The organism is Methylophilus sp. 'Pure River' (genome assembly GCF_046765995.1).
In the GTDB taxonomy this organism is placed as follows: Bacteria; Pseudomonadota; Gammaproteobacteria; order Burkholderiales; family Methylophilaceae; genus Methylophilus.
In genome coordinates, this window is sequence record NZ_JBKOUE010000006.1 from 49,979 (window position 1) to 75,445 (window position 25,467).

Below are 25,467 nucleotides of genomic sequence, written 5' to 3' on the forward strand. Positions count from 1 at the left end.
TTAACCAGCCAAATTCGCCCCTTATTTAGCGTTTTTACAGGTGCGCGCCGACACGACGCGCTTAGCACTTGCTTAGAACTTACCAACACGCTCTTGCTGAATCAACCAGCGACCGCCCTCTTTCACCAGATTCAGTGTTTTGTTCGAGTTTGCATCCAGGCCAGTGGCTTTATACGCCTGACGGAAGGTCACTTTGGCGGCGCTATCGCTCTCGATTTTGACTGACAAATTGCTCAGCTTGACCGAAATCTTGCTTGGGCGACTCACGCGATCACGACGGGTCGATTCCCACTGTTTGCGTGACTCACCACCAGGGGTTTTAAAATCTTTGGCGTAGCTATCCAGATACTTGTCTACATTTTGCGCTGCCCAGGCATCCGCCCACGCATTCACAGCATCCAGCACCACACGCTCCTGGTGATCGGTCGCTGGCTTTGCTTCCACAGGTTTGGATTCAACCACCGCTGGTTTTTTGGTCTCGGCAACCACAGAAGGTGTGACCGTTGGCGGTGTCGATGGCTGCGCTGCTGAAGGTGGCGCAGCAGGCGGATTCACCGGCGCTGTATTGGCTGGCGGCGTGACTACAGGCGCTGCTGCTGGCGGTACCGTCGCTGTAGTACGCGCCACAGTGCGCTTACCGCCAAACAAATCGGTAATCATGGCCAGCTTACTTTGCGCACGACTATTGGAAGTGTCGAGCTTCAGCGCCTTGTCATAGGCTTCTGATGCCAGACGCGCATAAATATCGCCCAGGTTCTCATGCGCAGTGGCGTAGCTTGGATGCGTTTTGATCGCAGATTCCAGTGCCTTTCTGGCTTTATCATACTGACCCTGATCCGCGTACAACACAGCCAGGTTGTTATAAGGCTCAGGCAAGTTAGGGTATTTTTCTGTCAGTTCGGTAAAGGATTTGATCGCATCATCACGCTTGCCCAACTCTACCAAAATCACGCCGCGCATAAACATGGCCTCAGCGTTTTTAGGGTTGGCAGACAAGTAAGTATTTACACGCTCCAGCGCGGCAGCCTGATTACCCTGTTCGGACAACTGGTTAATTTCACGCAGCTCCACATTGGTTTGGCCCGCCAAAACAGAATGAGACAAGGTGACCTGACTTAAAAGGACACCCAACACCAGCAAAGATTTTTTTAATGTTGCGTTCATGAGTTTATTACCTGAGCAATCGTTGATTTTTAGCAGTATGTTATACTTGGATTGTACAAGAGACAGTGCGTATTTAGGTGATTATTACGCGATGATTCAGCACCATTTTGTGTCCTGCGTGGTTTACCTGACTATAAACAATCAAGCAATGGCAGCCCTCGCCGACGCAAAAATAACAAGCACCACACGTGTTAACATAAATTAAACACTACAATATTTCTGCTAATTTTATCACGCATTAATCCTTTTTACATTTCGTTAGCATGTTAAAACTACACAACACCCTTTCCCGCAGCAAGCAAGTCTTCCAGCCCATCACAGAAAAAACAGTCAGCATGTACGTCTGCGGCATGACCGTATATGACTTTTGCCATCTGGGCCACGCACGTGTCATGGTGGTGTTTGACATGGTGGCACGCTGGTTTCGCGCCAGCGGCTACAAGGTGACTTATGTACGCAACATCACCGATATTGACGACAAAATCATCAAACGCGCCAACGAAAACAACGAAAGCATCCAAAGCCTGACGCAGCGTTTCATTACTGCAATGGACGAAGATTCGGCCAAACTCGGTATTATCCGCCCCGACCTGGAGCCGCGCGCCACCGAGCACGTGCAAGGCATGCTGAACATGATCAGCCAGCTCATAGAAAAAGGCTTTGCCTACCAAGCCAGCAATGGCGATGTGTTTTACAAAGTGCGCAGCTTTAACGACTACGGCAAACTGTCCGGCAAATCACTCGAAGACCTGCGCGCAGGTGAGCGCGTCGATGTCGACACCTTCAAGCAAGACCCGCTGGACTTCGTGCTATGGAAATCAGTCAAACCTGGCGAGCCTTACTGGGAATCCCCCTGGGGCAATGGCCGCCCGGGCTGGCATATTGAATGCTCAGTCATGAGCGCTGCGCACCTGGGCCAGCATTTCGACATCCACGGTGGCGGCCAGGACCTGCAGTTTCCGCACCACGAAAACGAAATCGCCCAATCCGAAGCCACACACGGCTGCACCATGGCCAACTACTGGATGCACAACGGCTTTATCCGCGTCGATGATGAAAAAATGTCCAAATCTTTGGGCAACTTCTTCACCATTCGCGAAGTGCTGGAAAAATACGACCCGGAAGTGGTGCGCTTCTTCATTCTGCGCGCACATTACCGCAGCCCACTCAACTACTCCGACAAACACCTGGACGATGCCAAAGCCTCTTTGACACGTTTATATACCGCATTACGTGGCATAGACGTTGCCGACAGCGCCATAGACTGGGATCAGCCACAGGCCGCCAAATTCAAGTCAGCCATGGATGACGACTTCAATACACCAGAAGCCATCGCCGTCTTATTTGAACTCGCCAACGACTTAAACAAAGACAAATCCGCCGCCACTGCCGCATTATTGAAACAATTGGCTGCGATTATCGGCCTGTTGCAACGTGACCCTGAAAGCTTTATGCAAGGCGAAAGCGACGGCGCGTTCGACGTCGAAGGTTTAATTGCAGCACGTATCGCTGCCAAAACAGCCAAAAATTACGCTGAAGCTGACCGTATCCGCAAAGAACTGGCCGATGCCGGTATTATTCTGGAAGATACCCCGCAAGGCACGACCTGGCGTCGCGCCTGATTGCGTAAAAACATTATTCTTTTGAAACATTGAAGGAACACGGATGCCCGTCAAACTGTCTGCCCCTGCTGCCGAAACGTTATTGCCCGTCAAAGGCGTACAACTGGGTTTTGCCCAGGCGCATATCCGCAAACCCAACCGCAAAGATGTGCTGGTCATCACCGTGCCTGAGGGCAGCAGCGTCTCTGGCGTGTTTACGCTTAACCGCTTTTGCGCAGCGCCAGTGACGGTCTGCAAAGAACACCTGCAGCATAACAAAGGCATCCGCGCCCTGCTGGTGAACACCGGCTGCGCAAACGCGGGCACCGGCCAGCAAGGCCTGGATGACGCACGCGCCAGCTGTATCGGCGTCGCACAGGCATTGAATATCAGCCCCGAGCAAGTATTACCATTCTCAACCGGCGTCATCCTGGAAACCTTGCCGATGGACAGACTGCTGGCAGGCATCGCCCCGGCCGTCGCCAATCTGCAGGAAAACAACTGGCTGAATGCCGCCGAAGCGATCATGACCACAGACATTGTCGCCAAAGGCACGTCGCGCACGCTGACGATTGATGGCAAACAAGTCACCATCACGGGCATCAGCAAAGGCTCAGGTATGATTCACCCGAACATGGCCACCATGCTGGGTTATATAGCCACTGATGCCGCCATCAGCCAGGCCGCGCTCGACAGCATCATCCAGCACGCCGTGAATAAATCATTTAACTGCATCACGGTCGATGGCGATACCAGCACCAACGACAGCCTGATCTTAATGGCCACCGGCCAGGCAGGCAACTCGACGATTGACGAACAAAGTGCAGACTTTGCCACCTTGCGCGAGGCCTTAACCGATGTTGCCACCGAGCTGGCTCAAGCCATCGTGCGCGACGGTGAAGGCGCCACCAAGTTTATGACCATCCAGGTTGAAGCGGGTAAAGATGAAGAAGAGTGCCGCAAAGTGGCTTACGCGATCGCCCACTCGCCCCTGATTAAAACCGCCTTTTTCGCCTCAGACCCAAACCTGGGCCGCATCTTGGCCGCGATTGGCTATGCCGGCATTGATGACCTGAACGTGAATACTATGCAGCTGTATCTTGGCGATGTATTGGTCGCTGAAAAAGGTGGTCGGGCAGCGAGCTATGTCGAAGAACAAGGCGCAGCCGTGATGAAGGAAAGTGATATTCTGGTACGCGTGGTATTGAATCGTGGCAATGCAGATGCCACAGTGTGGACCTGCGACTTTTCTTATGATTATGTGAAGATTAATGCGGATTACAGATCGTAATACGCAAGTAACCAGCCTACCTTGAATCACTGAAAAGCCACCTTGACGCCTAGTCTCGTTTGGGTGGCTTTTTTATTTCGCCTTGTTGGCGAGTTACTTTTTTTGCTTGCCCCAAAAAAGTAACCAAAAAGAGGGCACCCAGCCATCACGGCCTTACGGCTCCCTTGCGTTGCTCAACAAAACAAGCGGTCACGAAACTCGCCCTAGCAGCTTGCACACTACGCAAGCTGCCGCGGAGCTCAAACAGTCGCTCCCTCTACTCTTATTTTGTCTCCGCTACTCAGCGTGATGGAATGGGATTTGTCTCACCAAACTCACATTGTGAAAATCTGAACGGTTCAAAAAAACAGATTCGTTTCTTAAAATCACTAACCGTTGCGCTCACTTGGTGTTCGGGGTCCCCATCTGCCGCGCCGAGCAACGCAGGATTGACGGGAGTTTTCGGCAAGCAACTGTTTGAGCTCCGTAGGAGCGAGTTTTTGATTGCCGCCCGGCAAACCGAGTAGCACAGGGTAAAAGCGGAAGCTGGGGTGTCTTGTTCTTTGCCTTCTTTCTTATGGACAAGCATAAGAAAGAATGGTCGCCGGAAAGGCGAAATAGATCGCTCATCAAACAACCTTCGCTTTGTGCAAGCACAGAACAGTAACTCGCCAAAAAGGCGAAACAATACGCCTCACCAAAGCACAAACCTAAGAATGACCTTATTATCAATCATCCCCGACAACCCTACCCCGTCCCTGCTTCACCACCCCGCGTTGCATCTTCCCCGCTACCCGCCGTTTTTTAGACGCCAGCGTCGGCCTGGTCGCATAACGCACCGCATGCACATGGCTGGCGGCATCTACAATGTCATGCAAACGCGCAATCGCATCACGCTTATTAGCTTCTTGCGTGCGGTATTGCTGCGCCTTAATCACCAGCACCCCCTCAGCGGTGATGCGCTGGTCTTTGCTATGCAACAACCGTGCTTTAATCACTTCACTCAGGCTAGAGCTGTGAATATCAAAGCGCAGATGGATGGCTGAAGAGACTTTATTGACGTTTTGACCACCCGCCCCTTGTGCACGTATGGCGCTGAGTGTGTACTCGTGGGCGGCGATCGTGATCATGCTTGCAGGGCGTTATTGATGTAAGTAAAAAAGTCATCCACTTCTTGCTGCACGCGGGTGCGCCTGAAGGGTGGCAGGCTTTGCCAGATACGGCGCCCGTAAGGTTTATCGACCAGGCGCGGATCGCAAATCATCAGCACACCGAAATCCTGCTCATCGCGAATCAGGCGCCCGGCACCTTGCTTGAGCGTGATCACGGCATAAGGCAATTGATAGTCCATAAAAGCATTTTTGCCTTCGGCGTTCATTTTTTCGATGCGCGCAGAAAGCACCGGGTCGTCTGGCGGCGCAAATGGCAACTTGTCGATAATGACGCATGACAAGGCTTCGCCACGCACATCCACACCTTCCCAGAAACTTTGCGAGCCGACCAGCACGGCGTTGCCGTGGGCGCGGAATCTATCCAGCAATTCGGTGCGGTTACTCTCGCCTTGCATAAGCAGCGGATAGTCCATGCCTTGCTCTTCAAATGCCTGCTTAAGCAGCGCATGCACTTCGCGCATGGCTTTGAGCGAGGTGCATAACACAAAGGCACGACCGCGGCTGGCTTGCAATACTGGCAAACTCATGGCCGCGACTGCCGCCGTGTACGCGCTGCTGTTGGGCTCAGGCATGCCGGAGGGCACGTAGAGCAAGGCCTGCTGGCCATAATCAAACGGGCTTTGCCAATGTTTGGTCTGTGCCGCCAGCAAGCCCATCTGGCCTTGATAGTGGGTAAAATCACTTTTCACCGCCAGCGTGGCTGAGGTAAAAATCCAGGCGCGCGGCTGCGCATTGAGTTGTTTGCCAAAGCCATCGGCAACACTGAGCGGCGTGGCATGCAACTGCACACTTTGGCTAAATACCTCTACCCAGCGCACCAGGTTGGCGTGATTGCCTTTTAACCAGGCTTCCAGCAACGCCAGCAAGGCTTCGCCACGCTGCCAGCATTTTTCCAGCAAGGGGTCGCGGCCGGCTTGTGTTTCGAGCACAGAGGTCAGGGCGCCCAAGGTTTCCAGCAGGTGTTGGTAGGCAGAATCAAAGTTTTTTAATGCCTGCGCCTTTTGCACCGGCATACGTGACCCTTCAAACTGGAAGACCAACCTGAAATCACGGCAGGCTTTCTCCAGCGGCGGCACGGCCTCACCCAGCGGCACGCAATCTTTGGCCAGCGTCAGGTAAGCCATCTGGCTATCGCGTGCCAGGTCCATCAATTGTGAGGTAGAAATATCTTCGCCAAAAAACAGCCCGGCCACTTCCGGCAGTTGGTGCGCTTCGTCAAACACCACGGTATTGGCACTCGGCAACAGTTCGGCCACGCCTTCGTCGCGCAACATGACGTCAGCAAAAAACAAGTGGTGGTTGACCACCACCACATCGGCGGCCAGCGCCTGTTTGCGCGCCTCCATAACAAAACACTGCTTGTAAAACTGGCAGTCCTGGCCCACGCAGTTATCACGCGTGGAGGTCACTTGCTGCCACACAGTGGCTTGCTCTGGCACCTCGACCAGTTCGGCTTTATCGCCTGTCTGGCTGTGTTCGGCAAAGGTTTGCAAAATAGGGATATATTGCGCATCTTCACGCGATTGAAAGCGGCCTTCCTGGCTGGCACGTTGCAAATGATAGTGGCAGATATAGTTGGCACGCCCCTTGAGCATGGCCACAGAGACTGGCACTTTTAACGCTGCCCGTATCGCAGGCAGGTCGCGCTGGTAGAGCTGGTCTTGCAGCGTTTTGGTGCCGGTAGAAATAATTACCTTACCGCCAGACAATAAGGCAGGCACCAGGTAAGCATAGGTTTTACCGGTGCCGGTGCCCGCCTCAGCCACTAATTGCTGTTGCTGTTCGATGGCTTCTGCAATCGCCTGTGCCATTTCCTGCTGTTGCGGACGGCTACGGAAATCAGGCATGGCCTGCGCTAAAGACCCATTCTCTGAAAATGCGGAACTGACTTGCTGCTGTAAAGACATACATTAATTATCCCACGAGCCACCATAAATCAGGCAGGCATTTTTCAAGAAATGCGTGGGCTCATGGCGGCAGAAACGGATTAAAAAAGCCCAAAAAACTTGCGCATGTTGTTAAAGTATGGCAAGGTTTAGGCCGTAGTCACTTCTGTGTCATCAAAAAACCTTTTCTCCAAGCCCTTGATTGTGATGAATAAATCGTTTATCCGGCTGGCTGCTTTACTGGTCAGCGCGTTGTTATGCCAATGCAAAAGCGTCGCCGCACCCGGCGATGATACGCGCTGGAAAAACGCCTACAGTTACTCACAAGAGCAAGTAATGGAAAGCCAGTCTGGCATTGCTGGCTCCTGGTCAGAAAAAGTAGAAGAAATCATGATTCGCGCCTTGAGCCTTACCGGGGTCGACTATAAATACGGCGGCCGCAGCCCGGAAACCGGCTTTGATTGCAGTGGCTTTGTACAATACGTGTTTAAACACGCCGCCCAAATTTCGCTGCCACCTTCTGCGCGCACCATTAGCGAAATGGGCAACACGGTTAAACGTGAAGAGTTGCAGCCCGGCGACCTGGTATTTTTTAACACGCTGAAATCTGCGTTTTCGCATGTGGGCATTTACGTCGGCAACAATCAGTTTATCCACGCCCCCAGGGCAGGCGCTAAAGTCCGCATCGAAAACATGGACGAACGCTACTGGAGCACACGCTACAACGGCGCCAAACGGCTGGAAGTCGAAGCGTCAAAATAACCGCCTTACTCCCTTGCGCCTTTGACTGGCGTATCACTATGACCCAGAGAGCGTTCTGGATCAATCAGGTCACGAATCAATTGCTTTAACTCTTTGGACTCAGGAAACCTCCCTGCTTCTTTACGTGAAAAAATCACGGCACCATCGCAACGCACTTCCAGGATACCGCCAGTGCCCGGTACCAGATTGACCGACTTTAAATCGCCATCAAATGTGGTCAATAACTCCTGCGCGAGCCAGGCGGCGCGCAACAACCAACGGCACTGTGTACAAAATTCAATTTCTACGATAGGCTTTTGCATATTTCACTCTAAACATTTATTTGCGTGAAGAGTATAGTCAATTTTATTGAAATAGCGGAAAATGAACTTAACAGCGTTCTGTCCACTCTCTGCAAACAGGCTGCCATCAACAGATGCAACTTGACTCTTATTAAAGTAATATTCTTCGCTTAAATTGATCACACAAGGCATGGTATGCGTTCCAAATTAGAAAAATTCAGCTTGCTGGGTGCAGGCGTGTTTGTAGGTATCCTGGTAAGCATCAACATTTCCGCCTGGGCAGACAGAACCTCCGTGTCGCAACTGCCCATAGACGAACTGCGCGTGTTTGCCGAAGTGTTCGCTAAAGTCAAATCTGACTACGTTGAGCCGGTTGAAGACAAAAAACTGATTAACGAAGCCTTGTCTGGCATGCTGCAAGGCCTGGATCCACACTCTACCTTTATGGACGCCGACGCTTACAAAGAGCTGCAGGCTGGCACGCAAGGTGAGTTTGGCGGCCTGGGCATTGAAGTTGCGATGGAAGACGGCCTAGTCAAAGTGGTCACCCCGATTGAAGATAGCCCAGCCTACAAAGCGGGCCTTAAATCTGGCGACCTGATCATGAAACTGGACGACACCCAGGTGCGCGGCCTGACCTTGAATGATGCAGTAAAACGCATGCGTGGCACACCAGACACCAAAATCGTATTGACGGTGATTCGCAAAGGTGAGGACAAACCTCTCACATTCACACTGACCCGCGCCATTATCAAATCACAAAGCGTGAAAAATAAATGGATTGAACAGGATTACGGCTATGTCCGTATTACCCAGTTCCAGGAACGCACGGGTGAAGACCTGGCCAAAGCCCTGAAATCGCTGCTGGCTGAAAACAAAAAACCACTCAAGGGTTTGGTACTGGACCTGCGTAACAACCCAGGTGGCTTGCTGGATGCGGCTGTGGGCGTATCTGCCGCATTTTTACCAAAAGATGATCTGGTCGTTTACACAGAAGGCCGTGTGGTGGATTCAAAAATGCGCTTGAATGCAACACCAATGGACTACGCGCGCCGCGGCAAATCAGACTACCTGAAAGACCTGCCTGAAGAGTTCAAGTCTGTGCCTATCGTGGTGCTGATCAACGCGGGCTCGGCTTCAGCATCCGAGATTGTAGCCGGTGCATTGCAAGACCACAAACGCGCGACAATCATGGGCATCCAGAGCTTTGGTAAAGGCTCAGTCCAAACCATCTTGCCTATGAACAATGGCAGTGCGATCAAGCTGACTACCGCGCGTTACTTTACGCCCAATGGCCGCTCTATCCAGGCCAAAGGCATCGTGCCGGATGTGACCGTAGATGACGGCTCTGATCCAAGTCTGAGCTTGCATGAGGCCGACCTGAAACGTCACCTGTCTAACCCGACCGATGCCAAAGGCAATGTAGACAGCAAAGCAGCGGATGAAGCAAAAGCACGTGCTGCGGCTGAAAAACTGAAAGAAGAGAAGCATGCTGAAACGCGCGGTCCGATTGAGCCTGCCAGCAAAGATGACTTCCAGTTTACGCAAGCCATGAACTTGCTTAAAGGCCTGCCAGTGCAAAAAACACAAGAACCAGCTAAAGTAAGTACCGCCAAGCCATAACACCGCCCCGGTTTGCGCAGCCGACCAGCTGCCGCCGGGATACACAGGGAGCGAATGATGTTGACACTACCGCCACTAAGCCTGGACAAAGCCATACACGTGCTGGATATGGGCTTGCGCACAGTGTTTAGCCCGGCGATTGCCAGCCGCCCCTACCCTGCTGCTGACACGCTCGGTGACGCCAAACTTAGCGGTGACACAAAACATAGTGAAGCCACACTGACCGATAGCGAGCGCAAACATGCTGCCGCCCTCATGCGCATCAATCATGTGGGCGAAGTCTGTGCGCAGGCCTTGTATAGCGGGCAGGCATTAGTGTCGCGCGACCCTGCCAATGTAGAGGCGCTCAAACAGGCCTCGCGTGAAGAAGTAGACCATCTGGCTTGGTGCGAACAGCGCATTCACGAACTCGGCGGCCGCAAAAGCCTGTTGAACCCACTGTGGTTTGGTGCCAGCTTTGGTTTAGGTGTCACCGCAGGCTTGCTGGGAGACAAATGGAACCTGGGATTTTTGGCAGAAACCGAACACCAGGTTGCTGCGCACTTGCATAGCCACTTGCAAGAATTGCCTGCGCAAGACCACGCTTCGCGTGCCGTTGTGTCGCAGATGAAAATAGACGAGGAACATCACGCAGAGACGGCCGAACACCTGGGTGGCGCAGCACTGCCTGCCCCAGTAAAACTGGCGATGCGACTGGCCTCAAAAGTGATGACGCGTACAGCGTATCGCTTGTAAGATTTGTAGTAACCTAGAGTCAACCATGCAAAAATTTAGTGACAACCTTCTCGCACTGGACAATGCCGATCACGTGAAACGCATTGAACTGTATGATGAAAACAATCAGCCTGTGGGCGTGCTTGAAAACAAGCCAGGCACCCAAGGCTCTATCAAGGTATATCATCACCTGTTTAAGGTATTTGGTGAGATTAATACCGATGCGGCGGTAGAAGGCTTAGCCCTTTATGCTGAACATACCGAGGATGCCGAAGACCATCCGGGTAAACACCCTAATATTGACCGCTTGCTGAATGTGCTGGATAAAGAGCAAACGCTTTCAATCAAATTAATTACTGAGTAAGCTAACCTCAGTGATAAAAAAAGCCTCCATAAACTGGAGGCTTTTTCTTTTCTTGCGATTCAACCACATCACTCACTCTGCAAATGGCGGGTAATTGGCGGGTGATAAATAAACTCCAGCAAATGGCCTACGCTGTCCAGGCAATAAAATCCGCGCGAGCCATCGCGATGACTTTTCGGCGCTTCGGTAATGCGCACACCATGGGTGACCATGTGCGTATACCAGTCATCCACGGCCTGTGCATCGGTGAGCACAAAACCGATATGATCCAGCCGCTGCAATGGATCTGCTTTGTAATCCACGCGATGCAGGGCAAATACATCCCCATGATTGGTTAAATACACATTATCCGGATCAGGCTGCCACTCAATATGCATACCAACTATCCGCGTATAAAAATCAATCGCAGCCTCAAGCTCTTTAATAAACAACGCCACATGGCGGATGCCTACCATGCCTTTAGGAATGCTCATGTGACTCCGTTACTCAAAGCTTGGCGCTTTGATTTCATAGCCGTGCGTAATCTCGCACGCCTTTTGCAGCATGATGCTGGCAGAGCAATACTTCTCGGCAGATAGTTTCACTGCACGCTCCACCTGTGACTCATTCAAGCCTTCACCGGTCACCACAAAATGCACATGGATTTTGGTAAACACTTTAGGCACCGTGTCAGCACGTTCCGCCTGAATCTCTGCTACGCAATCGACAATCGGCTGACGGGACTTTTTAAGGATAGTCACCACGTCAAACGAAGTACACGCGCCCATGCCGATCAGCAACATTTCCATTGGGCGCATGCCAATATTGCGGCCGCCGTTTTCAGGTGCGCCGTCTAATACTACCGCGTGCCCGGTTTCGGATTCACCGACAAAACTGACACCATCTATCCATTTCACTTGGACTTGCATTATGACTTTCCAATCATTGAGTGTTTATCTATCGCCAACATTCTCTACTTGGGGGCAATGTTCCATAGACACAAGCCACACAAATATTGCTGCCCACCAAGTTGTTGCGATAAACAGAATTATTTTTATTTCACGCCTAGTAGTTCAACATCAAATACCAAGGCCGCATTCGGTGGAATCACGCCACCTGCACCACGTGCGCCATAACCCATATCAGAAGGAATAATCAGCGTGCGCTTGCCGCCGACTTTCATGCCTTGCACACCGACATCCCAACCCTCGATGACCTGGCTGCCACCTAAAAAGAAATTGAACGGCGAATTACGGTCCAGGCTGCTGTCGAACTTTTGGCCTTTGTGGTCTTGTTTGCTGGCGTCATACAACCAGCCGGTGTAATGCACGGTAACGTTAAAACCGACTTCAGCTTCGCGACCTGAACCGACCACCGTATCAATTTTTTGTAATTCAGTCACATTGGCAGACATTTGTGCAGATTCCTTCGTATTTGACGAGTTAGATTGCGCTTGGCAACCTGTCATGGCCAGCAGCAATACGCTAAGGCCGATTAGTTTGATTGCAGATTTCACTTGTTTACTCCCAGAAAACGACCATTATTTTACGCGTTTTTAACGTCAAATTATCAGATACAGGCTAACGGCCTTCAATCAATTGTTTAAGCAAGGCATCCTGCACCGCGCGCACTGCGGAAGCACGTGCGTGATTGGCAATCACCACCATCACATAACGTTTACCAGCCATATCCTGCACATAACCTGCAATGCTGCTCACACCTTCCAGCGAGCCGGTTTTGAGGTAAGCCATGCCTTTGCTACTCCCCTCGGCCAAGCGCTTTTTAGTGGTGCCATCCAGACCCAGTATGGGCATGGAGGCCATAAGTACCGGCATCACCGGGCGCTGGTAGGCTGTGACGAGCAATTGTGCCAAATGTTCCGCGCTCACGCGCTCTATACGAGACAAACCGGAACCGTTTTCGAGTACCAATTCAGGGAACTGCAATCCACGTTGACGCAGCACCTGTTTAAGCGCCAGCACCGCACCCGCTTCATCGGCAGGGGTAAACCCGGCCTCCAGCGCGATCGTCAACAGCAGTTGGCGCGCCATCACATTGTTGCTCCACTTGTTGATATCGCGCACCACGCTATCCAAAGGTGGAGATAACCAGGTCGTCACCAGCGTATTGGCGTCCGTCGCTGGCGCCAGCACTAACTGGCCGTTGAACTGCCCACCCAATTGCGCCCACAATTTTTTAAAGCTGAAAAATACATATTGCGTGTCGCTAAGCACGCTTAGCTCCAGATAGCGCTCATCGCACTGGTCAGGCAAGGTACCGCTAAACGCCACCGTCACGCCATCCGCTTGCGGCGTGATGCTGTAATGCAAATCGCCACGCCAATCGTTACACGCCCCTTTGCGAGTCTGCATGGTATTAATCACACGGATTTGCGGTAACTCGAATTCTTGCGAGATTTGCACTGCGGGCTTATTGCCTGCATTTGCCACAGAAAAACGGAAACTGGTGTTGCGGCCATTGAGCAACAAGGCGCTCGGATTAGCGTTATAGGCACGCCAGGGCTCGTCGTCCAGCACGGGCCGCTGGCTGACTTCTGGCGCATACACGGACAAGTCCAGAACGAGATTGCCTTTGACCTGACGGATGCCTTGCTGCTGCACTTGTTGCAACAGGCGCCAAAACTCAGTGATATTCAATGCGGGGTCGCCATAGCCCTTGATGATTAAATCACCATCGAGCACGCCCTGATTCAGTGTGCCATTGCGATAAACCTCTGTTTTCCAGCGGTAAGCGGACGTGAGTGCTTCAAGTGCTGCATATGTGGTGACCAGCTTCATCACGCTGGCCGGATTCATGGCTTTGGCGGCATGATGGCTGATGATAGGCCCGCCGCCATCCACAGGCTGCACCACGACTGCCACGCTATCAGCAGGCAATTGTGCTTTGTTTAACGCCTCTTGCAAGTTGGTTGGTAACACAGCGTGGGCCACGGTCACCCAGCAACCACACAATATCAGCAGCCAGCGCATTACAAGCTCTCCACGATGGCGGCTCGCGTTGTTTGTACCAGATGCGCAATATCGGCTGCGGTCAGGCAATAGGGCGGCATCCAGTACACCGTGTTGCCTATCGGCCTTAACAGCAAGCCATGCTTCAAGGCAGCGGCATAGCAGTCACGGGCAAATTGCTGGTTCTGGGTATCCACTTCAAATGCAGTAATCATGCCGCGTTGCCGCACATGCCCCAGCGGCAAATCATATCTTGTGGCCGCCGACCATAATTGCTGCGCAGTGTGCTGGTTATCACCAAGTACATCACGCGTTTCAAACAGTTTCAAGGTTGCCAATGCGGCGGCACACGCCAAGGGATTGCCGGTGTAGCTGTGACTATGCAAAAAACCTTTAACCGTCTGATCATGGTAAAACGCCTGGTAGACGTCATCTGTCGTCAGCACCACCGACAGCGGCAAATAACCGCCGGTAATACCTTTTGAAAGGCAGATAAAATCCGCAATATCACTCACGCGCTCACCCGCTTGCTCACACGCAAACAAGGTACCCGTACGGCCAAAACCGACGGCGATTTCATCAGCAATGATATGCACCTGGTAACGGCTGCAAATTTCACGTGCCCGCTGCAAATACACCGGGTGATACATTGCCATGCCCGCAGCGCCTTGAACCAGCGGCTCAATAATAAACGCGGCTAACGCTGTGTGATGCTCAGCGACATAGGTTTCGAGCGTTTCAGCACAACGTAAAGCGTAAGCCTCGTCTGACTCACCTGATTCAGCCAAACGACTATCCGGGCTGAGCATTTGGGCAGATTGCAGAATCAATGGCGCATAGGTATCTTTAAAAATGGCTACATCGGTGACACTAAGCGCTCCCAAGGTCTCGCCGTGGTAACTGTTTTGCAAGCTGATAAATTTGGTTTTTTGCGGCTGCCCAATATTGCGCCAATAATGAAAACTCATCTTGAGCGCGATCTCGGTTGCACTCGCACCGTCTGAGCCATAAAACGCATGCCCCAGGCCAGTTAATGCAGACAATTTTTCTGATAACGTAACCACAGGCTCATGCGTAAATCCGGCCAGCATCACATGCTCCAACTGATCAAGCTGCGCTTTGATCGCATCTTTAATCACCGGCTGGTTATGCCCAAACAGATTCACCCACCAACTGCTGACAGCATCCAGATAGGCTTTGCCTTCGCTATCAAACAACCAGGCGCCTTCGCCACGCGCAATTGGCACCAAAGGATAGCGTTCGTGATGTTTCATTTGCGTGCAGGGGTGCCACACGCTGCGCAAACTCCGCTGCAATAAATCCTGATTTCCACTCATGGCGCTATTTTAAACCAAGCGCAAACAGCATGCTTGGTTTAAAATAGCGCCTTAAATCAAGTTGTTACACTGAAACAAACACTCTGCATGCAAAAAACCCGCAAACATCTAGAACTGCTCGCCCCGGCCAAAAATGCCGATTACGGTATTGAAGCCATCAACCACGGTGCGGATGCCGTGTATATTGGCGGCCCGGCCTTTGGTGCGCGCGCCAAGGCGCCGAATACGGTGCAGGACATTGCGCGCCTAGTGCAACATGCGCATAAATTTCATGCTGAAGTGTTTGTCGCACTGAACACTATTTTTCACGATAACGAGCTCGAGGGCGTACGCCAGTTGGTGCATCAATTGTATGACAGCGGCGTCGATGCCCTGATCGTACAGGACATGGGTTTGCTGGAACTGGATTTACCGCCTATCCAGTTGCACGCCAGTACACAAACCGATATCCGCACCGTTGAAAAAGCGCAGTTTTTAGACCAGGTGGGCTTTAGTCAGATTGTGCTGGCTCGCGAGCTGGATATTGCCACGGTGCGAAAAATTGCCGATGCCACGACGGCTAACCTGGAGTATTTCATCCATGGTGCCTTGTGTGTCGCCTTTAGCGGCCAATGCTTTATCAGCCATGCGCATACTGGCCGCAGCGCCAACCGTGGCGAGTGCTCGCAAGAATGCCGCTTGCCTTATACGCTGGAAGACCAGAAAGGCCGCATTATCGGCAAAGACAAACATTATCTGTCGATGAAAGATAACGACCAGAGCGCCAATTTGCGTGCGCTGATCGCTGCGGGTGTGAGTAGCTTTAAAATTGAAGGCCGCTACAAAGACCTGCCGTATGTGAAAAACGCCACGGCACATTACCGCCAATTGCTGGATGAGATTTTGGAGGATATGCCGGCATACGCTAAATCCTCTGCCGGGCATGCCAGCTACACCTTTACACCGCAGCCGGAAAAAACCTTTAACCGCAGTGCAACCGACTACTTTGCCAATGGCCGTCAGGCAGATATCGGCGCATTTGATACACCCAAGTTTTCGGGTGAAGAGTTGGGCAAAGTACGCAAGGTGGGCAAAGACTTTATCGATGTTGCCACTGATGTTGAATTACACAATGGCGATGGCGTGTGCTTTTTTGATGTGCACAAAGAGTTGGTGGGCTTACGCGTCAATACTGTTCAAGCACTGGATAAATACACCCAGCGGCTGTTCCCCAATGAAATGCCTGCCGACATCCGCAACAACACGCAGCTCTATCGCAACCGTGACCATGCCTTTATGCGCTTGCTGGAAAAAGACTCCGCCACACGCAAAATCGCGGTGGATGCCGTACTTTATGAAACCCGTGACGGTTTTGCACTGACAGTTACCGACGAGCAAGGGTTTATTGCCACCGCACAAGTAGCGGCCGAAAAACAGCCTGCCAACGATACCCAAAAGGCTGAAGCCTCCCTGCGGGAAAATCTGGCCAAACTGGGCAATACTGATTTTGTGGCAACAGAAATCAGCCTGGAGCTGACCCAATGCTGGTTTTTACCAGCGTCCGTGGTCAATCAATTGCGTCGTGATGCGGTAGAGCAACTGATCGACATCAGGACGCTCGCCTACGAGCGCCCGCCATTGCGAGCCGCTGCCGAACCACCGGCCATTTATCCGCAAGACTCCTTAAGTTACCTGGCCAACGTCTACAACCAGAAAGCACGCGACTTTTACCACAAGCACGGCGTCAAACTGATTGCCAGTGCCTATGAAGCCAATGAAACACTGGATGAAGTGCCGGTGATGATCACCAAGCATTGCCTGCGCTTTAGCCACGGCCTGTGCCCGAAAGAGGCCAAAGGCGTGATTGGCGTACAAGGCACGGTGACCGCTGAGCCGATGACACTGATTAGCGGTAATGACCGGTATACGCTCAAATTTGACTGCAAACCGTGCGAAATGCACGTCATGGGCAAAGTGCGCAAACACATTTTGCAGATTGCGCCACCGCAACCGATTACGTTTTTTGATAAACGTCCGGCATAAAACCAATCGGCCCAGGCAAATTGCCAAGGCCGCTTTTTTCAGGCAAGCTGCAAGCACATCCACCCTGCTTATCGCTCATGACTGAATACGCCTACCTGCTCAAAGTGGCGATCGCCTTAATCGCCATCGTCAACCCCATCGGTTGCCTGCCTATTTTTATCAGTGCCACCAGCGGCTGGAGCAAAGCAGAACGTGCCAAAACTGCACGCACGGTCGCCATGACGGTGATGATTGTATTGTGTGTCTCAGCCTTTATCGGCGACCTGATTCTCGACTTTTTCGGCATTACCATTCCGTCATTTCAGGTCGGCGGAGGTATTTTGCTGCTGCTGATTTCAATCTCCATGATGCATGGCAAACAAGGCGGCACGCGCCAAACTGCCGAAGAAGCGCAGGATATGGCCGAGCGCGAGGTGATTGCGATTGTGCCGCTTAGCATTCCCTTACTGGCTGGCCCAGGTGCGATTTCCAGCATGATACTCACTGCGCAGCAGCACCCGGGATTCTGGGGCCATTTAAGCCTGATTATCCCAGTAGCACTGATTGCGCTATTTATTTGGGGCTTGTTGCAACTCGCCGACGGCATTACGCACTACCTGGGCACAATAGGCATCAACATCGTCACCCGCCTGATGGGTATTATCCTGGCCGCCATGTCGGTGGAGTTTATTGCGCATGGGCTGGTGGGTTTGTTCCCGCAACTGGCGAGCTAAAGAAACCTGTCACAATCAACCACTTAGCGGTAAAATAGCGCTTTTAACGAAACCTGCGCATTTTGAATTCCTCTGTTTCAACTCCATCGAAATCCTCCCAGCAGTGGAAGCCCAACGTGACCGTAGCGGCTATCATTGAGCAGGATGGCAAGTTTTTACTGGTTGAAGAAACCACGGACCGTGGTAACCGCTTTAACCAGCCTGCCGGGCATCTGGAAGAAAACGAGACCATTATCGAGGCGGCAATCCGCGAAACGCTGGAAGAAACCGCTTATGACTTCACGCCTGAAGCATTGGTAGGCATCTACCACTGGCAGCATCCGCTCAACGGTATTACCTATTTGCGCTTTGCTTTTACCGGCAAGCTGGGCACGCATTACCCTGAGCAGGCATTAGATGATGGCATCATTCGTACGGTATGGAAAACCGAAACCGAGATCGCGGCTGAAGGCGAGTTGATGCGCAGCCCGCAAGTATTGTTGTGCGTGCAGGATTACCTGGCAGGCAAGCGTTATTCTTTAGACATTTTGAAGCATTTAGGCCAAGCACTATGAGTAAGCCACATGTCATCGTCGGGTTGTCCGGCGGTGTTGATTCTTCCGTCACGGCCTTGTTGCTGAAACAACAAGGTTATCAAGTCACCGGTTTGTTTATGAAAAACTGGGAAGACGATGATAATGATGAATATTGTTCTTCACGCCAGGACTTAATCGACGCCGTTTCTGCGGCCGATAGAATCGGTATCGACATTGAAACCGTGAATTTTAGCGCCGAGTATAAAGAGCGAGTGTTCGCTAACTTTTTACAGGAATACCAGGCTGGCCGTACACCTAACCCGGATATTTTGTGTAACGCCGAAATCAAGTTTAAAGCGTTTTTGGACCACGCCATGGGCATGGGTGCTGACTTGATCGCCACCGGCCACTATGCGCAAGTGCGTGAAAACCCGATTCAACCCGGCAATTTCCAGTTACTTAAGGCCGATGACGGTAGCAAAGACCAGAGCTATTTTTTGTCACGCCTGAACCAGGCGCAACTGTCAAAAACATTGTTCCCACTGGGCAAATACCTCAAGCGCGAAGTGCGTGAGATTGCCCGTGAACACGGCCTGGCCAATGCCGAGAAAAAGGATTCCACCGGCATTTGCTTTATTGGCGAGCGTCCGTTCCAGGAGTTTTTGCAACGTTACCTGCCACGTCATCCTGGCATCATGCGTACGCCTGAAGGCAAAGTGGTCGGTGAGCACGAAGGCTTGATGTATTACACCATCGGCCAGCGCCAGGGCCTGAAAATCGGCGGCAGTCGCGAAAGCAATGGCGAGCCTTGGTTTGTCGCCGCCAAACATATGGCTGATAATGAATTGATCGTCGTGCAAGGTCATGACCATCCACTGCTACAAAGCGATGGCTTGAAAGCGGGCCAGTTGCACTGGATTAGTGGTGAAGAGCCCCAAACTAATTGGGTGTATGCGGCCAAAACACGTTATCGCCAACCTGATGCACCTTGTGAAGTGGATGCGGTGAATGCTGAGGAAGCGACCATCCGTTTTGGCCAACATCAATGGGCGATCACCCCCGGCCAGAGCGTGGTGGTATATGAAAGCAATGTCTGCCTGGGTGGCGGCATTATCACCGGCGCAATTTAACCCACTTTTAAGGCATGGTTATTGCTTCTGCTTGCATAATATAATGACAACACGCCGCCAAGTGACGAGGAATGACACCGTATGGCCTACGTATTAAAAAATAATGAAGGTGTAATTATTGCTGCCAGCCCGCATACGCAGATTGCTGCAGACTGGGTAGTCATTGAAAACACGGATACTGAATATCTGTGCTTTTTAGATGATGAACTGAAAAAACACCATACTTTCCGTGAAAGCGACATTCAACTGGCACGGGTGCTCGAAGACCTGATCGGTATTTTGATTGATCGCAGCGTGATCAGTTATACCGACTTCCCAAGCCCAGCCCAAAAACGCCTGAACGAACGACAAACCTTGCGTCACAAAAACAACCTGCACCTACTGGGTGAGGATGACGTGACACCGCTCTAACGACCCCTTGTCACCACCCTGATGGACGCACGACGGCTGCTTTGCCGCCTGCCGCGTCCTCGCCTCATATATACCAAGCATTTGCGCCTGCCCAGCCAGAGACGTAATCCGTCTATCGCTTTCTCCATTCAACACCTACCGAGTCATACGCACGGTATATATCCCGCCATCCCACCCACAACCGCAATTGACAATCATTCTCATTATCAAATAGCATATTACCTCACTAATACATATAACCATGAGGAGAGGATGAGATGATGCGTTTAACCCGCACATTGCCTGCACGATTACACATTTTAGCGTCACCACTTACGGCTATGCTGCCCGAGACCGCTACCATTCAGCAGCGAACACACAGGGGCCGCCCATGATGCACAGACTTAAACACGTGTGTTACGCCACACTACTCGCCTGTACGTTGCCTGGCAACGCCTGGGCGGGTTACTACCCCATGTATGCCAGTTGGGATCAGCCCAATGGCCTAGGCTCAGACATCACGCTGACTTATAGCTTTAGTAACCTGTTTAACGGTGATGTAGTAGATGCTCATGGGCAGCCATTCTCGGTAGACGTCATGCGCAGTGCTTTTGAACAAGCCTTTAGCGACTATGCGACTGTGCTGCCGATTCATTTTAGAGAAATCACTGACACTGGTCCTCTACCGGAAACCGGTGAGTATGACCCAACAGGCCTGGCAGATATCCGCATTGGTGTCGTACCAACTATAGACGATGCCAACGCCTATGCTTACTTTCCGCAAGAGACGACAACCAGCGGCCTGGCAGGGGATGTGGTATTTAACGGTGAGCGTTTCGGGTTGGGCTGGACGCCCATATTTTTCTACGCAGTCGCACAACACGAGCTGGGGCATTCACTAGGGTTGGGACATTACATCAACGACGAAGCGCCCTCCGAAACGACGTTTGCTAACGCCACTTACAATGGCCCGATTTTACCTTTGAATAGCCTGACTATCTCCGCCCTGCAAGCGGTCTACGGTGCGGGTAGCGGATCGGTGACGCCATTGTCTGCCATCCCAGAACCTGTCAGCAGCGCCTTATGGCTCGCTGGCTTATCCCTGTGTTTTGTTAGCAGAGAAAGAAAATACAAATGAAGCGATTACACCATGCATTAGCGCTGGCTGGGCTCATACTCACGCAGCCAGCACAGGCATTAACCATTGAGTTTGACTACACTTATGACACCAAAGGCTTTTTTACCGATCTGCTAACGGGCGCGCCCATCATTGAACGCCGAGCAATACTGACACAGGCAGCTTCGTTCTATAGTGGATTCACTGACAGCCTCAGCGCCATTACGCCACAGGCCGGTGACCAATGGTCAGTGCAAATCACACACCCAAGTTTGGGCGGTGGTGCCATCACACTCAGCAATCTCGAGATTGCTGCCGACACCCTGCGTATTTATGTGGGCGGCTCAAACTCGGCACCAGGCGTGCTCGGGTTTGCTGATAGCGGATACAACCTCATCGCCAGCGGCTCAGAGGTGTTTATTGATGCGGTTGCTACCAGAGGGCAAGAAAACGCCGTCGGGGCAGCCGCGACCGACTATGGCGTTTGGGGTGGCATGATCTGGTTCAATGCTAACAACAGTTGGTACTTTGGTAGCGATGCAGCGGGGCTGATGCCCGGAACGCCGGATTTTCTGACCACAGCGACCCACGAAATCGGCCATATTCTTGGCTTTGGCTCGGCAGACTCTTGGTGGGCACAGACTGACAATGGCTACTTCACTGGCACAAACGCTGTCGCGGCTTATGGTGAGGCCATTCCACTGGATCGTTTCGGCGCCCACTGGGCCACAGGCACCATGAGTACGGTGGATGGTGTGCCACAAGCCACCATGATGGACCCCAGCACCCCTGCGGGAAGCCGCGAATTACCTACGCTACTCGATTATGCAGCGTTTGCTGATATTGGTTGGCAAGTCACGGCAACCGCCGTGCCAGAGCCTGGCAGCTATGCCATGTTGACGGCAGGGTTCGCACTCATCACCTTAAGCGCCAGCCGCAGACGGGCACTCTAAGCACTGATCGTTACAAACAAAACGCCCCGATACCTGCGGGGCGTTTTGTTTACAAGCTAGATTAGAAGCGCTATCAATAAGTTAACTCGACCAAAAACTTCACATTTCTCCCTGGCCCATACATACCTAACCCTCCCATCGTACCATCCAGACGATACAATTCATTTTTAAGGTTTTCACCAATCAGACGAAATGTTAACTGCTCATTCACCTTATAGCGAGCGCCTGCATTCCATAGTTCATAGCCATCCTGGACTCCAAATACATAGGCACTGGTTGGCGTCCCGTCGCCACTAATTAGGATATTACGATCAGAAACCTTACGATAGGTTAGGTTTACATCCAGACTCTTAGTCAACTCGGTACCAAGATTAATATTTAAAGCATTACCAGGCGCGGTATACAAAGGCACACCCACAAGTCCGGTAAATATTTCACCGTTAATTCTCGAATAGCCGCTACGTAGGTACCAGCTTCGGTATTGCATAAAACTCTCTACCTCCACCCCATTTCTGCGCTCCCAACCATTTTGGGTAATGCGTCCAGACTCCTCACGTAGTGAGGATAATAACTGTGAGGTGTAGATGTGATAAAAATTCAACTTGCCAGAAAACCATACATCACTACCCAACAAGTGCGGATTCTGATAGCTAATGCCTGCTTCCGTAGACTCTGACAATTGTGGTTGATAAAGGTCACCACAAATACGTGATGCAGGATAAATATTAGGTACAAAGGGAGGACGGCAGCGGCCAAACGCTCCTTGTGTAAAATACTCATCAATCAATGGTGGCCGAAAACCCTGCCCATAATTGGTGTAAAGCGTCAGTTTCTCCGGATTATTTTTGGCCAGCACATCATATGACAATCCTAAACTCCAGGTTTCTTCCTTGAGTTTGATTTTGCTTGCTTGCTTATAAGGGGCTAATAAAGCAAGCGTTCCACCTGCAGCCTCCACCTCATAGCGATCTTGCCGATAGCCCGGAATCACCGTGAACTGACCAAGCTCAAATGTAGGCTGTATATAAATCGCATTAAATGACTTACTACCTGGTGGCGCCGATGCATTGAATCCATTGGTAGGATTAAAGTATGGGTTGTCATAAAGACGAGTCACATCACGCTCACTAGAGTTATATTGATAACCAGTAAGCAGTGAAAAATTAAAGAACCCCTTTTCCGTAAAAACTGCCTGATTACTAATATCTACGGTACGTGTTTTATATTGATAAGTATCTCTGGCATCACCGCGGCATCTGGTCACATCTGAAGGATTGGGGGTGTAGACAGTACCGCTACATCCGGCTGGCGCATTAGGATTAATCACAGGTGACAGGCCTGGCGGCGCCAGATCCTCAAGATTGGTGTGACCAGCGCCGACCGTAGCTTTCAAATTAACCCATGGATGCTCGGGATTATATTTCACCGTTTCAGACCATGTCAGGTCATCAATGGAACGAATAACGTAGCCAAAAAAACCAGGCGTCGCAGAGTTAGCATCGTACTGCTGCAAACCCATGTCATCGAATTTAACAACAGAGGTCACAAACTCCAGATCTTCAGTTGGAAATACACTTACTTTCAATAAATGAGAAATTGACTCAATGGCAGAATTCTCCAGCTTACTGCCATCACCCAAAGTAATGTTATTTGCTTGACGGTTAGAATAGTTATAAAGAATATCTACACGCTCGTCCGGGCGCGCATATAACAAATAAGAGCGTGAATACTCATCACTGTTATTGCCATAGCCAAACTTGACCTTGCCGCCATACTTCTGGCCAGGTTTTAAAAAGTCTTCTGCATTTTTAGTCGTTGCATTGATAGTGCCCCCCAGTGAACCGGAACCGCTGGTGATTTGCGGACCACGTTGCACTTCTATGCTTTTAAGTAATTCCGGCTCAATAAACGTGCCGCCCATACGGTATTTTTCAAAACCCTTGGGTACGCCATCCACTTTCACCATCACATCTTCATTATCAGCATAGCCACGAATGCTAAATGTCATGCCAGTAGGGCGTGGACCACCAGAAATAGACACTCCTGGGACAGACCTCACCGCATCAAAAATATTGCTGGGTTGCGCTCTCTGTAACTGCTCGCTGGTAATCGTAGTGATTGGCAATGTACGGTTAATACCGGTGTCTGGTGTTTTGATCTTGGTGTCAGTCACCGAAACCTCAGGCAAAGTATCAACGTCGTCTGAATCCGCCTTTTTCGCAGCTTTACTTACGGGAACAGAGACTGCTTCACTCACGGCCTCATTAACAGTTTGGGCGTCGGCATACGCCAGCTGCAAGCATGCAATCATCACCAACCAGCAGACGGCTATACTGCCGACCGATCTGAGCAGTGCACTCTTCTTTTTAATATGTTGTAACCAGGAGTCGTCAGAGCTTGCCATCATGAAGCACTCTTTTATTCATTCATAGGATAGAAACAAAGGGGCTATTTAGCCCCTTTGTCATGGTCGCACTAACGGGAAATTAGGCTTTGTTGCGGCGTGCTGCAAAAGCCATCAAACCCAAGCCCAATGCCATCATGCTGAAGGCTTCTGGCTCTGGAACTGGTGTGACTGTTGGCACAGAAACAGCCGCCAAAGCCAACTGATCCAAGCTCATGCTGGATGAAGTGGAAGTGAATTTGAATGTGTACAGGCTAGCCGCGCTGACGCTAGTCCATTTCCAGTACAGCTCTTGCTCTGCTGTCGCGCCACCCATCACAGTGCCTTGATCTTCATTGAACTGCAGTACTGAAGTCGCTGAAAGACCGTTCAATGTCGCAGTCGTGTTCGCCAAGGTACCCAGCGTACCAATACGCAGGTACACATCGAACAGGCCACTGGTTGAACCACTCAGCGTCGCAGTAAATGATGTAGCGCCAGAGAAGCTGTAAATATTACCGCCACCAGTTACAAATGAACCGCCACTGGTTTCCACTACTGAAGCTGTCGTGCCAGCCGTCACAGCAACATCAGGTGAACTGTCGCTAGTACCGTTAAAAATATTCCATTCGGCATAGCTAACTGGCGTTTCGCTACCCCATGGATTGGCTGAGTTCCAAACTGCCTGTGTCGCAAATGCAGAACTACTGAACGCCATGCCTAAAGTAAGTGCTAATACTGAAACTTTCATTGTTAATTCTCCTCAACAAGCGCTTGTTCCCCTTCCTCTCGAAGGCCATTGCGCTACCTCTAAAATAAGTCTCACGGACCCACACCGTTGAGTATTTCAATCTCCATGCTGTCAACGCATGGTTAAAAACTGAAATTGAGAGAATAAATTTATTTTTCTATGGCGGTTGCCGTTTCAAAATCGACCACAAAGCGGTATTGCTTGCCGCAATCGATAATGACTTCTTTTTGCCCACGTTTTAACAAGCGAATATCCACCTTGATGCTGCCAAAACCATCATGAGCAATCAGCTCATCCAGTAATTCGAGCAATCTTTTTTTAACCGGCGCATTTACAGCTTGCATAGAATTTATTCATCATTGTCTTGTTTG

Annotated in this window: 25 protein-coding genes; 13 read left to right on the plus strand and 12 right to left on the minus strand. The window is 51.2% G+C overall.

Annotated features, from left to right (window positions below; translation table 11 throughout):
- Positions 1–72: 72 nt before the first annotated feature.
- Positions 73–1,164: a tetratricopeptide repeat protein gene (locus ACIDE9_RS08485; protein WP_411994100.1), complete on the minus strand. Its 1,092-nt coding sequence runs from the start codon at positions 1,162–1,164 to the stop codon at positions 73–75.
- A gap of 263 nt (positions 1,165–1,427) precedes the next feature.
- Between ACIDE9_RS08485 and cysS the strand changes: the two genes are divergently transcribed.
- Entirely contained in the window at positions 1,428–2,786 is a 1,359-nt protein-coding gene (gene cysS, locus ACIDE9_RS08490) for a cysteine--tRNA ligase (RefSeq protein ID WP_411994102.1), read from the plus strand.
- A 43-nt stretch (positions 2,787–2,829) separates the two neighbouring features.
- Complete coding sequence (gene argJ / locus ACIDE9_RS08495; RefSeq protein ID WP_411994104.1) at positions 2,830–4,056, plus strand: bifunctional glutamate N-acetyltransferase/amino-acid acetyltransferase ArgJ; 1,227 nt, start codon at positions 2,830–2,832, stop codon at positions 4,054–4,056.
- Positions 4,057–4,763: 707 nt separating this feature from the next.
- Here argJ and arfB read toward each other — a convergent pair.
- On the minus strand, positions 4,764–5,165 hold the full coding sequence (arfB, locus tag ACIDE9_RS08500) for an alternative ribosome rescue aminoacyl-tRNA hydrolase ArfB (RefSeq protein ID WP_411994106.1): 402 nt from the start codon (positions 5,163–5,165) through the stop codon (positions 4,764–4,766).
- The gene (locus tag ACIDE9_RS08505; protein ID WP_411994108.1) at positions 5,162–7,114 is read right to left on the minus strand and encodes an ATP-dependent DNA helicase; all 1,953 of its coding nucleotides are present in this window, start codon (positions 7,112–7,114) and stop codon (positions 5,162–5,164) included. The genes arfB and ACIDE9_RS08505 overlap by 4 nt, the downstream gene beginning before the upstream one ends.
- Before the next feature lie 186 nt (positions 7,115–7,300).
- Between ACIDE9_RS08505 and ACIDE9_RS08510 the strand changes: the two genes are divergently transcribed.
- A complete protein-coding gene (locus tag ACIDE9_RS08510; RefSeq protein ID WP_194754787.1) occupies positions 7,301–7,855 on the plus strand; it encodes a C40 family peptidase in 555 nt (184 codons plus the stop codon).
- A gap of 5 nt (positions 7,856–7,860) precedes the next feature.
- Here the strand turns inward: ACIDE9_RS08510 and ACIDE9_RS08515 are convergent, their stop codons facing one another.
- Positions 7,861–8,157: a SelT/SelW/SelH family protein gene (locus ACIDE9_RS08515; protein WP_411994110.1), complete on the minus strand. Its 297-nt coding sequence runs from the start codon at positions 8,155–8,157 to the stop codon at positions 7,861–7,863.
- A gap of 174 nt (positions 8,158–8,331) precedes the next feature.
- Between ACIDE9_RS08515 and ACIDE9_RS08520 the strand changes: the two genes are divergently transcribed.
- Genes ACIDE9_RS08520 through ACIDE9_RS08530 form a run of 3 tightly spaced genes read left to right on the plus strand, consistent with a single transcriptional unit; the run spans position 8,332 to position 10,837 of the window.
- The gene (locus ACIDE9_RS08520; RefSeq protein WP_411994112.1) at positions 8,332–9,759 is read left to right on the plus strand and encodes a S41 family peptidase; all 1,428 of its coding nucleotides are present in this window, start codon (positions 8,332–8,334) and stop codon (positions 9,757–9,759) included.
- A 57-nt stretch (positions 9,760–9,816) separates the two neighbouring features.
- Positions 9,817–10,494: a 2-polyprenyl-3-methyl-6-methoxy-1,4-benzoquinone monooxygenase gene (gene coq7, locus ACIDE9_RS08525; protein WP_411994113.1), complete on the plus strand. Its 678-nt coding sequence runs from the start codon at positions 9,817–9,819 to the stop codon at positions 10,492–10,494.
- Between the two features lie 25 nt (positions 10,495–10,519).
- Complete coding sequence (locus tag ACIDE9_RS08530; protein ID WP_194754790.1) at positions 10,520–10,837, plus strand: DUF2322 family protein; 318 nt, start codon at positions 10,520–10,522, stop codon at positions 10,835–10,837.
- A 68-nt stretch (positions 10,838–10,905) separates the two neighbouring features.
- Here ACIDE9_RS08530 and ACIDE9_RS08535 read toward each other — a convergent pair whose 3' ends face one another.
- The 5 genes from ACIDE9_RS08535 to bioA all read right to left on the minus strand — a co-directional run bounded on the left by ACIDE9_RS08535 (position 10,906) and on the right by bioA (position 15,122).
- Positions 10,906–11,310 (minus strand): VOC family protein, encoded by a 405-nt coding sequence (locus ACIDE9_RS08535; RefSeq protein ID WP_411994115.1) that lies wholly within the window; start codon positions 11,308–11,310, stop codon positions 10,906–10,908.
- 9 nt (positions 11,311–11,319) lie between these two features.
- Complete coding sequence (locus ACIDE9_RS08540; protein WP_019883384.1) at positions 11,320–11,745, minus strand: OsmC family protein; 426 nt, start codon at positions 11,743–11,745, stop codon at positions 11,320–11,322.
- Positions 11,746–11,870: 125 nt separating this feature from the next.
- Positions 11,871–12,284 (minus strand): FKBP-type peptidyl-prolyl cis-trans isomerase, encoded by a 414-nt coding sequence (locus tag ACIDE9_RS08545; protein ID WP_411994356.1) that lies wholly within the window; start codon positions 12,282–12,284, stop codon positions 11,871–11,873.
- A gap of 112 nt (positions 12,285–12,396) precedes the next feature.
- The gene (gene dacB / locus ACIDE9_RS08550; RefSeq protein WP_411994117.1) at positions 12,397–13,806 is read right to left on the minus strand and encodes a D-alanyl-D-alanine carboxypeptidase/D-alanyl-D-alanine-endopeptidase; all 1,410 of its coding nucleotides are present in this window, start codon (positions 13,804–13,806) and stop codon (positions 12,397–12,399) included.
- On the minus strand, positions 13,806–15,122 hold the full coding sequence (gene bioA, locus ACIDE9_RS08555; protein WP_411994118.1) for an adenosylmethionine--8-amino-7-oxononanoate transaminase: 1,317 nt from the start codon (positions 15,120–15,122) through the stop codon (positions 13,806–13,808). Before bioA ends, dacB begins: the two co-directional genes overlap by 1 nt.
- A gap of 87 nt (positions 15,123–15,209) precedes the next feature.
- On the opposite strand from bioA, the gene ACIDE9_RS08560 reads away from it, so the two are divergent.
- The 7 genes from ACIDE9_RS08560 (at position 15,210) to ACIDE9_RS08590 (ending at position 21,962) form a co-directional block, all read left to right on the plus strand.
- Positions 15,210–17,144, plus strand: a complete 1,935-nt coding sequence (locus ACIDE9_RS08560; RefSeq protein ID WP_411994119.1) for a peptidase U32 family protein — start codon at positions 15,210–15,212, stop codon at positions 17,142–17,144.
- Between the two features lie 77 nt (positions 17,145–17,221).
- Positions 17,222–17,857: a YchE family NAAT transporter gene (locus ACIDE9_RS08565; protein ID WP_411994121.1), complete on the plus strand. Its 636-nt coding sequence runs from the start codon at positions 17,222–17,224 to the stop codon at positions 17,855–17,857.
- Positions 17,858–17,973: 116 nt separating this feature from the next.
- Positions 17,974–18,411 (plus strand): NUDIX hydrolase, encoded by a 438-nt coding sequence (locus tag ACIDE9_RS08570; RefSeq protein ID WP_411994123.1) that lies wholly within the window; start codon positions 17,974–17,976, stop codon positions 18,409–18,411.
- Positions 18,408–19,502, plus strand: a complete 1,095-nt coding sequence (gene mnmA, locus ACIDE9_RS08575) for a tRNA 2-thiouridine(34) synthase MnmA (RefSeq protein ID WP_411994125.1) — start codon at positions 18,408–18,410, stop codon at positions 19,500–19,502. Before ACIDE9_RS08570 ends, mnmA begins: the two co-directional genes overlap by 4 nt.
- Positions 19,503–19,583: 81 nt before the next feature.
- On the plus strand, positions 19,584–19,913 hold the full coding sequence (locus tag ACIDE9_RS08580; protein WP_411994127.1) for a hypothetical protein: 330 nt from the start codon (positions 19,584–19,586) through the stop codon (positions 19,911–19,913).
- 370 nt (positions 19,914–20,283) lie between these two features.
- Entirely contained in the window at positions 20,284–21,030 is a 747-nt protein-coding gene (locus tag ACIDE9_RS08585; RefSeq protein ID WP_411994129.1) for a matrixin family metalloprotease, read from the plus strand.
- Entirely contained in the window at positions 21,027–21,962 is a 936-nt protein-coding gene (locus tag ACIDE9_RS08590; RefSeq protein WP_411994131.1) for a PEP-CTERM sorting domain-containing protein, read from the plus strand. The genes ACIDE9_RS08585 and ACIDE9_RS08590 overlap by 4 nt, the downstream gene beginning before the upstream one ends.
- Before the next feature lie 73 nt (positions 21,963–22,035).
- Here ACIDE9_RS08590 and ACIDE9_RS08595 read toward each other — a convergent pair whose 3' ends face one another.
- The 3 genes from ACIDE9_RS08595 to ACIDE9_RS08605 form a co-directional block, all read right to left on the minus strand.
- Positions 22,036–24,369, minus strand: a complete 2,334-nt coding sequence (locus tag ACIDE9_RS08595) for a TonB-dependent receptor domain-containing protein (RefSeq protein ID WP_411994133.1) — start codon at positions 24,367–24,369, stop codon at positions 22,036–22,038.
- 79 nt (positions 24,370–24,448) lie between these two features.
- Positions 24,449–25,096: a PEP-CTERM sorting domain-containing protein gene (locus ACIDE9_RS08600; protein WP_411994135.1), complete on the minus strand. Its 648-nt coding sequence runs from the start codon at positions 25,094–25,096 to the stop codon at positions 24,449–24,451.
- Between the two features lie 149 nt (positions 25,097–25,245).
- Positions 25,246–25,440 (minus strand): hypothetical protein, encoded by a 195-nt coding sequence (locus ACIDE9_RS08605; RefSeq protein WP_411994137.1) that lies wholly within the window; start codon positions 25,438–25,440, stop codon positions 25,246–25,248.
- Between the last annotated feature and the right edge of the window lie 27 nt (positions 25,441–25,467).